At 49.6% G+C, this 12,847-nt stretch carries 12 protein-coding genes; 10 read left to right on the top strand and 2 right to left on the bottom strand.

Annotation, left to right across the window (positions count from 1 at the left end):
* Window positions 1–21: 21 nt before the first annotated feature.
* The 9 genes from C3B52_RS32025 to C3B52_RS31985 all read left to right on the top strand — a co-directional run bounded on the left by C3B52_RS32025 (window position 22) and on the right by C3B52_RS31985 (window position 10,908).
* On the top strand, window positions 22–1,815 hold the full coding sequence (locus tag C3B52_RS32025; RefSeq protein WP_103110394.1) for a sigma-54-dependent Fis family transcriptional regulator: 1,794 nt from the start codon (window positions 22–24) through the stop codon (window positions 1,813–1,815).
* Between the two features lie 121 nt (window positions 1,816–1,936).
* Window positions 1,937–2,494: a signal peptidase I gene (lepB, locus tag C3B52_RS32020; RefSeq protein WP_103110417.1), complete on the top strand. Its 558-nt coding sequence runs from the start codon at window positions 1,937–1,939 to the stop codon at window positions 2,492–2,494.
* Between the two features lie 112 nt (window positions 2,495–2,606).
* Window positions 2,607–4,103 carry a helix-turn-helix domain-containing protein gene (locus C3B52_RS32015; RefSeq protein ID WP_103110393.1) on the top strand — a complete coding sequence of 499 codons (1,497 nt, stop codon included), beginning with the start codon at window positions 2,607–2,609 and terminating at the stop codon, window positions 4,101–4,103.
* A 161-nt stretch (window positions 4,104–4,264) separates the two neighbouring features.
* Entirely contained in the window at window positions 4,265–5,935 is a 1,671-nt protein-coding gene (gene hutU / locus C3B52_RS32010; RefSeq protein ID WP_103110392.1) for a urocanate hydratase, read from the top strand.
* Window positions 5,936–5,940: 5 nt separating this feature from the next.
* A complete protein-coding gene (hutI, locus tag C3B52_RS32005; protein WP_103110391.1) occupies window positions 5,941–7,215 on the top strand; it encodes an imidazolonepropionase in 1,275 nt (424 codons plus the stop codon).
* A complete protein-coding gene (locus C3B52_RS32000) occupies window positions 7,212–8,216 on the top strand; it encodes an agmatinase family protein (RefSeq protein ID WP_103110390.1) in 1,005 nt (334 codons plus the stop codon). The genes hutI and C3B52_RS32000 overlap by 4 nt, the downstream gene beginning before the upstream one ends.
* Before the next feature lie 159 nt (window positions 8,217–8,375).
* A complete protein-coding gene (locus tag C3B52_RS31995) occupies window positions 8,376–9,254 on the top strand; it encodes a pentapeptide repeat-containing protein (RefSeq protein WP_103110389.1) in 879 nt (292 codons plus the stop codon).
* Between the two features lie 63 nt (window positions 9,255–9,317).
* Window positions 9,318–9,956 carry a pyridoxamine 5'-phosphate oxidase family protein gene (locus C3B52_RS31990; RefSeq protein ID WP_103110388.1) on the top strand — a complete coding sequence of 213 codons (639 nt, stop codon included), beginning with the start codon at window positions 9,318–9,320 and terminating at the stop codon, window positions 9,954–9,956.
* A 127-nt stretch (window positions 9,957–10,083) separates the two neighbouring features.
* On the top strand, window positions 10,084–10,908 hold the full coding sequence (locus tag C3B52_RS31985) for an aldo/keto reductase (protein WP_103110387.1): 825 nt from the start codon (window positions 10,084–10,086) through the stop codon (window positions 10,906–10,908).
* Between the two features lie 84 nt (window positions 10,909–10,992).
* On the opposite strand, the gene C3B52_RS31980 is transcribed toward C3B52_RS31985, so the two are convergent.
* Window positions 10,993–11,724 carry a YheC/YheD family protein gene (locus tag C3B52_RS31980; RefSeq protein WP_103110386.1) on the bottom strand — a complete coding sequence of 244 codons (732 nt, stop codon included), beginning with the start codon at window positions 11,722–11,724 and terminating at the stop codon, window positions 10,993–10,995.
* A 234-nt stretch (window positions 11,725–11,958) separates the two neighbouring features.
* On the opposite strand from C3B52_RS31980, the gene C3B52_RS31975 reads away from it, so the two are divergent.
* Complete coding sequence (locus tag C3B52_RS31975; protein ID WP_103110385.1) at window positions 11,959–12,702, top strand: IclR family transcriptional regulator; 744 nt, start codon at window positions 11,959–11,961, stop codon at window positions 12,700–12,702.
* A gap of 65 nt (window positions 12,703–12,767) precedes the next feature.
* Here C3B52_RS31975 and C3B52_RS38310 read toward each other — a convergent pair.
* Window positions 12,768–12,847, bottom strand: an 80-nt coding sequence (locus C3B52_RS38310; protein WP_373419749.1) for an IS3 family transposase, incomplete at its 5' end; no start/stop codon positions are given.

Here is a 12,847-nt window from a genome sequence, read left to right as displayed (position 1 = left end):
ACGACAGAGGGGGGAATCCGCATGTCCTTGCGTGAGATACAGGAGAGTGTTCAGCAAATTGCTTGGGCAGTAGCGTCCGTTCTGCGCGTAGAGGTAGAAATTGCCGACACAGATTTGATGCGGATAGCCGGAACGGGACGCACGCAGGCAGGTGTATTGCACACGATGGCGGGCCATGATCACGTCTATCGCTCCTCCTTGTTTGCTGGACAACCCGTGGTAATTACTCGTCCCGGCGAGGATGATCGCTGCCGACCGTGTGCCCACTTTGGCAATTGTGCTGAGACGGGTGAAATCTGTTGCCCGATTATGCTGGATGGACAAAAGGTTGGTGTCATCGGTTTGCTCGCATTTGATCAGGAGCAAAGAGAGCGGTTATTCTCTGATGTCAGCTCGATCCTCAACTTTTTGCAAAAAATGGCTGAGCTGATCTCGATCAAGCTGAAAGAACACAACATGTATGTCGAGCAGCAGCTCGCGCTAGCCAAGCTTCGTGTTGTAATGGATGATTTGGACAAAGCGATGCTTACAGTGGATCAGGCCGATCGAATCGTTCAGGTCAACCAGAGAGCACGTCAGTTTTTACAGCTCGGGGCTGATGACAGCTTTGCAGACATAGATGCAACAGCTTGGCTTGCGGCGATCAGAGAAGCGGATCAGGTGCAGGGCACTCCGAAAAAGGTCACTCTGGTGATCGGACAGGAAGCGAAGGAGTTTTTGTTTTCGATGAAGCCGATTGAACTCGACGGCGACATTCGTGAATGGGTCATTACCCTTGATGACGTGCGGGAAGTCGTAGAAATTGCCAGACAGGTAGGCGGCTATGAACGTGAGGATGCTTTTTCGGTCATCCTAGGAAGCAGTCCTGCCATCCAGCGCGCTAAAGACATGGCAAGGCGAGTCGCAGACAGTGATTCTACCGTACTGCTCCAGGGAGAGAGCGGGACAGGCAAGGAGCTGTTTGCCAAAGCGATCCACCAAGCGAGCAGGCGAAATGCGCAGCCTTTTATCTCCATTAATTGCGCTGCGATCCCCGAGCATTTGCTGGAAAGCGAGCTCTTTGGTTATGAGGAAGGCTCTTTTACAGGTGCGCGAAAGGGAGGAAAGCCGGGTCTTTTTGAACTGGCTGGAAAAGGTACGCTTTTTTTGGACGAAATCGGAGACATGCCGCTTCATCTGCAATCGAAGCTGCTTCGCGTACTTCAAGAAAAAGAGCTTCAGCGGGTAGGAGGAGCCGGAAAGGTGATTCCTGTTCATGCCCGAATCATTGCGGCAACCCATATGGATTTGCAAGAACGGGTCTACCAGGGACTGTTTCGCATGGATTTGTTTTATCGATTGCATGTGATTCCGATACATTTGCCTTCGCTAAAGAGTCGCCGCGAGGATATACTGACCTTGGCAAATGGCTGTCTGGCAGAATGTGCGGCACGATTAGGCAAGCCTGTTTCTGGATTTTCACAGGAAACACAGGCGATTTTGTTTCATCATGATTGGCCTGGTAATGTCAGGGAACTAGCTAACGTCGTGGAGTATGCCGTCAACATGGAGGTCGATACCTCGATTCAACCAGCTAGTTTACCAGGCGCGATAGTGAAAAACAATAGCGAGTCGTTGCGATCTTCACGGACGGTGGGAAGCGAGGAACAACAGGACGAACTGCTTTCGCTAAAGGAAATGGAGCGCATGGCGATTACGAAGGCAATTCAGCGCGTCCAGAAAAGAAAAGGCAGAAAAGAAGACGCGGCAGAGTTGCTTGGAATCAGTCGAGCGAGTCTTTTCCGCAAAATGAAAGAGTACGGCTTGTCCAAATAAGATGGGATGGCAGAGTCAGCTCCGTTATATGGGGCTGGCTTTTTGGCGTCTGTCTATCGTTTGTGGTATGATGTGTGGGAAGGTTTTTGGAAGAAGGTAATGAGAGGAGTGTCAAATGAGAGTGAAAGAGATTATGGGATGGGTTCGTTCGATTGCCTTTGCAGTAGTTTTTGCCCTGGTCTTAGGAATCTTTGTATTCCAACCATATAAGGTTGATGGTCATTCCATGGACCCTACCTTGCAGGATCAACAGCGAATTTACGTGTCTAAACTTTCACATACGTTTTCCTATTTACCGAACTATGGAGATATCGTCGTTATTGACAGTCGTGTCCAAAGAGACCGTTCCTTTATGGACGATCTCACAAGCCACCCACTGGTCTCTCTTTTGACAGGAACACAAGAAGATCACTCTATGTACGTCAAACGTGTCATCGGAAAACCAGGAGACGTGCTTGAATTCAAGGACAACAAGGTTTACCGCAACGGCGTTGCTTTGGAAGAGCCGTACATTAAGGAAACGATGCAGTTTGTCGCAGACGGCAAGCTGACTGTTCCTGAAAATCACATCTTCGTGATGGGAGATAATCGTAATCACAGTACGGATTCGCGGGAAATCGGATTTATTCCGGTTGATCACATCATGGGAACAATGATTGAAAATCCTTTTACATCGTAAAAAGCCACTATCGTACGAGGTTGTCCAATTGCGGGCAACCTTTGTTTCTACGAATAGGGTTTTGTACCTCATTTCGTCTAAATCTTCTGGCATTGCAAAGGAGGGGCTGTCCATGCCCAGCATCATGATTGCCGACCGTGATCCGAATGAACGGACTGGAATGGGCTGGCTCGTATCTAGCTGTGCAATTCCGTATAAAAAAGTACTCTCTGCGGGGACGATGGCAGAGGTATTTCAACTGATGGAATCCCAGACGCCGGATGTAATCTGCCTCGAATTGGACATGATTGGAAAAGGTCAATGGGAGCGGCTCAAGCTGTTGGTGGAGCAGTATAAGCCTACTGTACTGGTTACGACAGCAGAAGCTACCTTTGAACGTGCGATGCAAGGAATTGAGCTGAATGCACGGGATTTATGGATTAAGCCCCAAACGCCCGAGTATATCAGACGTGTTTTGACCCGCTGCTGTCAGGAGAGGAGCAGACACAACCAGCTGAATCAGGAGGAGAGTGGTGCGACTGGAGGAGTCAGAGAGGTATCGTATCAGGATCTGTTTTTTCCTCGTCCTTTGCAGGGGAGCACATATGCGTTGATGCTTGCGCAACTGGAGGACCCAAAGCGTCATCCGGAGCTTCTTCGCTTCTTTGAGGACTATCCTTTTCGAGACAAGCCTATCCTGCTTCCGACAAGTGAAGTAATCGTAGGCGTGTTTTCTGTAGAAGATCCTGAAGCATCGGCCCTTCTGCAGCAAACAGCTAAGCGACTATTGATGGATTGGGAGACAACGGGTGATTCCCCCCTGTTTCTGGTGGTGTATGATTCACAGGAGCCGGAGCAAAGCTTGTATGAGAAATATAAAGAAGCGAGTGAGGCTTTGTCTATCCGCTTTTTTAAAGGGTACAGGCAGCTTTGGGTAGTGGAGAATCAGGTCAATTGGGCGACGATCGATCCTTTTTTGACTCCGTCGGAACAACGCCTGTGGGTAGACATGCTGCATGGAGGCGATCCAGAAGAGCTGAAGCAGTGGATGTATAAGCACTTTTCCTATAAAGAAGAGCCTTTTCCGGAGCCAGGCCTATTGCGGATTCGTTTGACGAGCATACTCGCACAGGTGCGACGCTATATGAAATCTCATGGGCTGGAGCAGGGAGAGCTCGAGCAGGAGTACCACCAGGTATTTGAAACCATCCTGTATTCGCCGATTCTATACCGGATTGTTGTGGAGCTCCTGTTGTTTATTCAAGCACTGATGGACCTGGTTCAAAATCAGCGAGATGAGGTCAGACTGGATGTCATCGAACAAGCTATTCGGTACATGGAGAGACGCTATTCCGATTCTGATCTGCGCCTGGAGGATGTCGCGCGTCACGTCGATCGCAGTCCTGCCTATTTCAGTACGCTGTTTACTCAAAAGCAAGGCGTTTCCTTTCGGCATCTGCTGACCACTCTGCGCGTAAAGGAGGCAAGTCGCCTGCTGATGGAGACATCTTTGTCTGTCGGAGAGATTGCGCAACAAACTGGCTTTGTAAACGCCAATTATTTCAGCAAAATATTCAAGGAAAAGACGGGTACAACTCCACGTCTGTTTCGAAATCAAAAGAAAAGATAGAAATCGAATAAAAAGAGAGAATTTCTTAAAAAGTGATCTGCTGAGCCGATTCATACCGAAAGAAGTGGCACCAAATCGAAAGAGTGGTGCCTTTTTTGCATCGTTTCGCTTTTCTATACTAGATATAAGCTATTCAATCTGGAGAAAAGCAGGTGGAATTTATGACGAAAACACAAACTATTCAGCAAATGATTCAATCGTATTCTGGTACCAAGCTGCATACAAAGGGCTGGGTGCAGGAAGCGGCGCTGCGTATGCTGTTAAATAACCTGAATCCTGATGTAGCAGAGCGGACCGATGACCTGGTTGTATATGGAGGAATCGGGAAAGCTGCACGCAACTGGGAATGCTTCGATGCTATTGTCGAAACATTGAAAAACTTAGAGAGTGATGAGACGTTATTGATCCAATCCGGCAAGCCAGTGGCGGTATTTAAATCACATACAGATGCACCGCGAGTTCTTTTGGCAAACTCCAATCTCGTTCCTGCGTGGGCGAATTGGGAGCATTTCCACGAGCTCGACAAAAAAGGGCTGATGATGTACGGGCAAATGACCGCTGGAAGCTGGATTTATATCGGCAGCCAAGGAATTGTACAAGGGACATATGAGACTTTTGCAGAATGTGCCAGACAGCATTTTGAGGGAACGCTTGCAGGGACGATTACAGTTACAGCTGGTCTGGGTGGTATGGGCGGAGCACAGCCGCTTGCAGTGTCCCTCAATGGCGGTGTAAGCATCAATATTGAGGTAGATCGCACACGAATCCAGCGTCGATTGGACACGAGATATTTGGATGAGATGACCGAAAGTCTGGATGAGGCCATCCGTCTGGCAGAAGCGGCGAAGCGTGAGAAAAAAGGTATCTCCATCGGCCTTTTAGGAAATGCGGCAGAAGTATTGAAAGAGATGCTGGCACGCAATTTTATCCCGGATGTTTTGACAGATCAAACCTCCTCGCATGATCCTCTGAATGGCTATATCCCGGTTGGTATGAGCCTGGAGGAAGCAGCGCAGCTGAGGGGCAGTGATCCAAAAGAGTATGAAGCTCGTTCGAAAGCAAGCATCGCCGAGCACGTTCGCGCCATGCTCGCTCTGCAAGAAAAGGGAGCGATCACATTTGACTACGGAAATAACATCCGTCAGGTAGCGAAAAACGAAGGGGTAGAGGAAGCATTCCGCTTTCCAGGCTTTGTACCTGCCTATATTCGTCCACAATTTTGCGAGGGCAAGGGGCCATTCCGTTGGGTAGCGCTCTCCGGTGATCCTGAGGATATTTACAAAACAGATGAGGTCATCCTGCGCGAGTTTTCGTATAATACGCATTTGTGCAACTGGATTCGGATGGCACAAGAACGCATTCAGTTCCAGGGATTGCCTTCGCGCATTTGCTGGCTGGGCTATGGGGAGCGCGCGCGTTTTGGTCAAATCATCAATGACATGGTGGCACGTGGCGAATTGAAGGCACCGATTGTCATTGGACGCGATCATCTCGATTCCGGATCGGTTGCATCGCCGAATCGCGAGACAGAAGCGATGAAGGATGGCAGCGATGCAGTAGCAGACTGGCCGATCCTCAATGCAATGGTCAATGCAGTAGGTGGCGCAAGCTGGGTTTCTGTTCACCATGGAGGCGGTGTAGGAATGGGCTACTCCTTGCATGCAGGGATGGTCATCGTTGCTGACGGTACGCCAGAAGCAGCGCGTCGCCTGGAGCGCGTATTGACTACTGATCCAGGAATGGGCATCGTTCGTCACGTGGATGCCGGCTACGATCTGGCTATTCAGACCGCCAAGGAAAAAGGCGTTCATATTCCAATGATGAAGGAGTAAGAGCCATGACCAAACCTGTATGGATTCGCCATGCCAGCCAGCTTGCTACACTGGCTGGCGGTTCAGAGGCACCTGTAGTCGGTGAGCGGATGAATGAGCTGTCTATTATTGAAAACGGTAGCGTCTGGCTGGAAGAAGGGGTCATCCAGAGAGTCGGGACCGATGAGGAGCTTGAAGAGGTGTACCGACAGCGTGCTCATGAGGCACAAATTATCGACGCCACAGGCAAGCTTGTCACTCCCGGTCTGGTTGATCCGCATACGCATCTGGTGCATGCGGGCAGCAGGCAAAACGAATTCAATATGCGGCTAAATGGCGCTACTTATATGGAAATCATGAACAACGGCGGAGGGATTCACTCCACGACGGCTGCGACCAGAGAGGCGAGTCACGAGGAGCTGTTTACACAGAGCAAGCGCAGACTGGATCAGTTTCTGCTGCATGGTGTGACAACCGTCGAGGCAAAAAGCGGGTATGGACTTACTCTTGCTGATGAAATCAAGCAGCTGGAGGTAGCCAAACAGCTGCACGAGGCACATCCAATTGATATTGTCAGCACTTTCATGGGCGCTCATGCCGTTCCCCGTGAATATCGTGAGGACCCGGAAGCATTTATCCAGCTGGTAATCAATGAGATGATTCCGGAGGTGGCGAGGCGCCAGCTTGCAGAGTTTAATGACGTTTTTTGCGAGCGCGGTGTATTCACCCCGGAGCAGTCCAAGCGAATTCTCGAAGCAGGGGCAAAGCATGGTCTGCTCCCGAAAATACATGCGGACGAAATCGAGCCGTATGAAGGAGCGGAGATGGCAGCAACGATTGGGGCTGTATCCGCCGACCATCTGTTGCGTGCATCAGATCGCGGGATTCAGATGATGGCAGAGGCAGGCGTAATTGCTGTGCTGCTGCCAGGGACTGCTTTCTTCCTGATGGCGGAATCAGCAAATGGTCGAAAAATGATTGACACGGGTGTAGCGGTAGCCATTTCGACCGATTGCAATCCAGGTTCTTCTCCGACAGTATCGCTGCCACTGATTATGAATTTGGGCTGCCTGAAAATGGGAATGACACCTGCAGAGGTCCTGACAGCCGCTACGATTAATGCGGCTCATGCCATTCGCCGCGCCCACGAAATAGGCAGTATTGAAGCAGGTAAAAAAGCCGATATCACGATCTTTGATGTACCTGACTTTATGACGCTGCAATATCGCTATGGCATCAATCATGTCGATACGGTAGTGAAAAACGGAGCTGTCGTAGTCAGGGAAGGAAGATTGGCATGAGCGGCTATCCATATCCACTGCTAAAACCGCCGAGCTTTGCCTGGGATAGAAGCCACGCCCCAGCCGAGCCAAAAGTAAACGAATGGATTACTACGCTGGAAGTCAGCAATGCGGCTAGCACAGATTGGTCCGCATACGATGTGGCGATTCTTGGCGTGCCGCTATCCCGCTCCTCCATTTCCGCATCAGCGGCAAGCGAAAATCCGGATGCGATGCGGCGCGCCTGGAAGTACTTCACCACGTACAACCTCGACTATGATGTGGATTTGTCTGATCTGCGTGTAGTCGATCTCGGGGATGTGCGTCAGCATGTGACGGACATCGCCCAGTGTCATCGAAACATCCGCGAAGCGATGGAACAGATGCGCACGCACCATCCTGAGTTGCTGCCGCTGATGATGGGTGGCGATCATTCCATCACGGCGATGCTGATCAAAGGCTACAAGGATGCCCATCCAGAGCAGCGAGTCGGAATTCTGCAGCTCGATACACATTTTGACCTGCGTGACTTAGCAGACAACGGACCGTCAAATGGGACTCCCATTCGCAATTTGATTGAGAGTGGGACCATTCGGGCAGAGGATGTGCACAACATCGGGCTGCACGGCTTTTTCAATGCCCGTTCGCTCAAAACGTACGCTGATGAAACAGGTGTGCGCTATACAACCCTTCGCCAGGCACGAAAAAAGGGTGTGGGTGAAACCGTAGCAGAAGCACTTCAGCATCTTGGACAACACGTAGATACGATTTACCTCACTGTTGATATGGATGTACTAGACAGCAGCTACGGACCGGGTGTCCCTGCTTCTACGCCTGGCGGGATGCACAGTGATGAATTGTTTGAAGCGGTTTATACAGCGGGTCTTTACCCCAAAGTAAAAGCGATGGACATTGTCTGCCTCGACCCGTTCAAGGATCAACGAGAAGCAACAGTCAAGACTGCTGTCCATGTCATGCTCTCCTTTTTGACGGGGTATCGCCAGCGCGTCCATGAAAAGTAACCTGGTAATCTGAAAAACTGCCCGTAAAAACGCAGTTTTTTTGTCGTTTCTGTCTCGCTGCGGATTCGATTGACAAATAAAATATTCAGTAATACCATACAGGAATTGTAATAGGTAATCCGAAAAGAAAAGGTAACCGTGAACAAAGGAGAACGAAGGATGGAACAAAATAGTGAAAATGAAGGATTTGTTATAGAGAAGAGTCGTCGTGACTTACGAGGAAATTGCGAGCAGTGCTTTGGCTTGTGCTGCGTGGCCTTGCCGTTTGCAGCTTCCGTAGACTTTGCCATAGACAAAGTAGCGGGTCAGCCCTGTCATAACTTGCAAGCGGACTTTCGCTGTGGTGTGCATACTACCCTGCGGCAGATCGGCTATCGTGGCTGTACGGTCTATGATTGCTTTGGAGCGGGACAAAAGGTGTCGCAAGTAACTTACGGGGGGAAGGACTGGAGGGAGGCACCAGGATCGGCGAAACAAATGTACGAGGTATTCCCGATCATGTGGCAGCTCCATGAACTGCTTTGGTACTTGTCTGAAGCGCTTATGCGAGAAGAAGCCTGTCCGATCCACAGTGAGCTGAGTCAGGCGCTCGCCAAGACGGAGCAATACACGCAGCTTCCCCCAGACTCTTTGCTAAAAGTTGACGTGGCTGCTCACCGGGCAGAAGTTAATTTCCTACTGCTGCGGACCAGCGAGCTCGTGCGCGATGAAGCCCGCAGGCAGCACAAAGGTCAGCTCGGACGTCAAAAAAACTACGGGCGAGGGGCAGATTTGATCGGAGCCAAGCTCAAAGGGGCAGATCTGCGGTACACCAATTTACGAGGCGCCTATTTGATTGCTGCTGACCTCAGAGGAGCAGATTTGCGCGTAGCTGATCTCATCGGGGCAGATTTTCGAGATGCAGATATCAGGGGCGCTGACCTTATGGGAAGCCTTTTTCTCACGCAAGCACAGCTTAATGCAGCAAAAGGAGATGCAAGCACCAAGCTCCCATTATCACTTGCTCGTCCAGCACATTGGACTGACAATGGGAAGTGACTGGCCTAAAAATATGGTATGATGAACATAAGACAATGATCTTAAGAAAGCGAGGTGTCTGCCATGACTGGTTTCGGAATATTCCGCGAAGTGATCTCGTCTGAGAGCGAGCTTCGAGAAATGTATGGAGAACCAAGCAAGTTAGTCCAGAACAAGGCGATTGCACAAATGGATAGTCATGTGCGTAACTTTATCGCACAAGCGCCTTTTCTCATCATCGCAACGGCGGATGCAGAGGGAAAATGTGATGCTTCCCCGCGTGGAGATGCTCCGGGCTTTGTGCATATCATCGATGACAACCATCTCGTCATTCCAGAGCGTCCAGGAAACAAACGCATGGATTCGATTTCCAATATTTTATCCAATCCGCAGATCGGTCTCATTTTTATGATTCCGACACTAGAAGAAACATTGCGAATCAATGGACGTGCCTGCATTATTCGCGATGCTGAGCTGCTAGAGAAGATGGCGGTAAAAGGGAAGGTGCCATCGATCGGAATCGGAGTGCAGGTCGAAGAATGCTTCATGCATTGTGCCAAAGCATTCATGCGCTCGGGTCTTTGGAAGCCGGAGTCGTGGCCAGAAGCAGGAACTACTCCGAATGTATCGCAAATTTTGGCAGACCATGTGAAGCTGCCTGGAGTAACGGCAAAAGAAGTAGCAGAAGGCTTGGAAGATAGCTACAAGAACCGTCTGTACTAGATTTGATACAAGGGAAGCAATGGCTGTGCCAAAGGACGTGGCATAGTCAGGTTTTCTAAGCTAGGTAATCTATGCTAAAATTTGATTGGTACGTACATAAAATCAGCGTTAGTCGGGAGGAGATCGGATGGCAACACATATCACAGATAGCTCGGTATTGAATAACGGCGTCAAAATGCCGTGGCTTGGCCTGGGAGTTTGGAAAGCAAAGGAAGGCAATGAAACAGTGGCAGTCCGCTCTGCGATTGAAGCAGGTTACCGCAGCGTAGACACGGCAGCTGTCTATGGGAATGAAGAAGGTGTAGCCGAAGGAATCCGCCAATCCGGAATCGATCGCGATCAGCTGTTCATCACGACCAAGGTGTGGAATGCAGATCAAGGTTATGAGACAACGCTGAAGGCTTTTGATACCAGTATGAAAAAGCTGGGGCTCGATACGCTGGACCTGTACCTCGTTCACTGGCCGGTAAAAGGCAAGTTTGTAGATACATGGAAAGCAATGGAGAAGCTGTATCGTGACGGATATGTTCGCGCGATCGGCGTCAGCAATTTCAACATCCATCATCTGGAGGAATTGCGCCAGAACAGCGAAATCACACCTGTGGTCAATCAGGTGGAATATCACCCAATGCTTACCCAAAAAGAGCTGCTTGCTTACTGCCAGGAGCGTCAAATCCAGCTCGAAGCATGGAGCCCGCTGATGCAAGGAAATCTGGACCATCCACTGCTGGTGGAATTGGGACAAAAATATGGCAAGTCTCCAGCTCAAATCGTCATTCGCTGGGATTTGGAAAATAAGGTAGTGACCATTCCAAAATCTATTACGCCTGAGCGGATTCGTCAAAACGCTGATGTGTTTGACTTCACGCTGAGCGCAGAGGATGTAGAGAAAATCAGCGCCTTGAATGAAAACAAGCGAATTGGACCAGACCCGGACAATTTTGATTTCTAGGAACAGCAGATAAGGGAAAAGGGAAGCCGCTTTGGACGGCTACCCTTTTTTTTACAGAGTGAAGTGTGGTTTTGCCAAAGGCATTTATTTGCGATAGCTGACGATGGTATGATACATGGCTTTGTCAGCCAGCTTGAGAAAGAGCGTGATGTCTGGCCGCAGGTTTGCTTCAATAATCCAAACCTTGCCACTTGAATCGATGCCCATATCCAGTCCAAAAACGCGTTGTTTGGTATAATAGCTGGCTAGCCGATGTGCTGCAAGCAGGGCGACCCGTCGCAAGCGAGCCATGATGGCTGCCCACGAGGCGCCTTTGATCGTGGAACGGCGGATGGCGGTAGCGAGAGGAAGAACACTGCCGCCACTTCTTTTTACATTAGTGATGATATAGCCCCTGCCTGCTACCTTTGCGAGCATGCCGGTTACCACCCAAGCGCCGCCGGGCTTTCTTTGTACCATAACCCTTACATCAAAGGGAGAGCCACTGATGCGTGCCAACGAGATTCCTCGTTGCACCAAGTAACTTGATTTGATTTTTTTGCGTAAATAACGGTAGGTTTCTTTTTTGCCATGTGTGGTGCGGCGGTTGGCCCCTCTTTGGACGCGGTACTTGCTGTGACTGCGACCAGTAACCAGGATGACGCCGGCTCCTCCACTTCCAGAGGCAGGCTTGGCGATCACTTTTTTGTATCGGTCCAGGAATTCGTACAGCGAACGCTTGGAAAAACGGCGCGTGTTTGGCAAAGTACCTGCCAATGCAGAGCTTTTACGCAACACAGCATATTTCGTCAGCTTTGATTCACTTTTTTTAGCCACTTGAGGTCATTCCCCCAATCGTGTTGTGAAACAAGAACGCTCTTTTACTAATGTACGTCCTGTTCGTTTCAGCGCTTGTGGGAATGTCATCCTCAGAAAAAAATAGGTAGGATTTGTATTCTCTTTGCGGATTCACTCTTTACTATGCTTTATTTTTTCGTATACTGAAAAGTAGCATATTTGTTTCATCAGATGAAACAGACGGATTCATTCAGGAAGCAGGTGTAATAACAGATGGAAGAACAAAAAGCGAACGTTCGAGCCGTCGAACGGGCTTTGGATATCCTGCTCTGTTTTACGGATTCCACGGACTTAGGGCTAAGTGAGATTTCCAGCCGACTCTCCCTGCATAAAAGCACTGTGCATCGATTATTGGCAACGTTGGAAAACAAAGGATTTCTCATCCGGGATATCGAAACGGAGAAATATCGCTTAGGTTTTCGGATATGGGAGCTATCGGCAAATTTAACTCATAACGACGACCCTGCAACATTGCTTTTGCCAGAGATGGAGCGGCTACGGGATTTAGTAGAAGAAACAATTAGTCTGTATGTACGTGATGGAAGTGAGCGGATACGTATACAGGCTGTACAAAGCAAGCAGCCCATTCGCAGGGTGGCGCCAATTGGTGCGCGTATGCCACTCGCGGTAGGGGCATCAAGCAAGGTGCTGGTAGCGTATGCTGAGCCATATTTCTTGCAGGAGCTGCTAAATGATCAGGACTGGCCGGATTTTGTCAATAAAGAAGTCTATGTCGAGCAGCTGACTCAAATCAAGCAGCAAGGCTTTGCTACGAGTGTAGAAGAGAGGGAGCTGGGGACGGCGGCAGTTGCTGCTCCCATTTTTAACAGGAATGGACAATTAGTGGCTTCTATTGCTGCTTCGGGGCCATCGAATCGTCTCACTCCAGAAAAAATGAGCGATTACGCGCCATATATTATGGAGGCAGCGTATCGTATGGGGAAAATGATGAAATAAAAGCAAGCCAACGCTCCTGGGACTGACCCCCGTCTGTAGGACAGGGATCAAAACACCTTAGCCAATTAAGCAGCCAGTTGCCGAAATTGAATCGGCGACTGGTTGTTTAGTTTCGTTTGAATGCGAATTAAGTTATAGTAATGAA

It is taken from the genome of Brevibacillus reuszeri (genome assembly GCF_002897295.1).
GTDB lineage: Bacteria > Bacillota > Bacilli > Brevibacillales > Brevibacillaceae > Brevibacillus > Brevibacillus reuszeri_A.
This window is presented reverse-complemented; position numbering and strand designations above follow the sequence as displayed.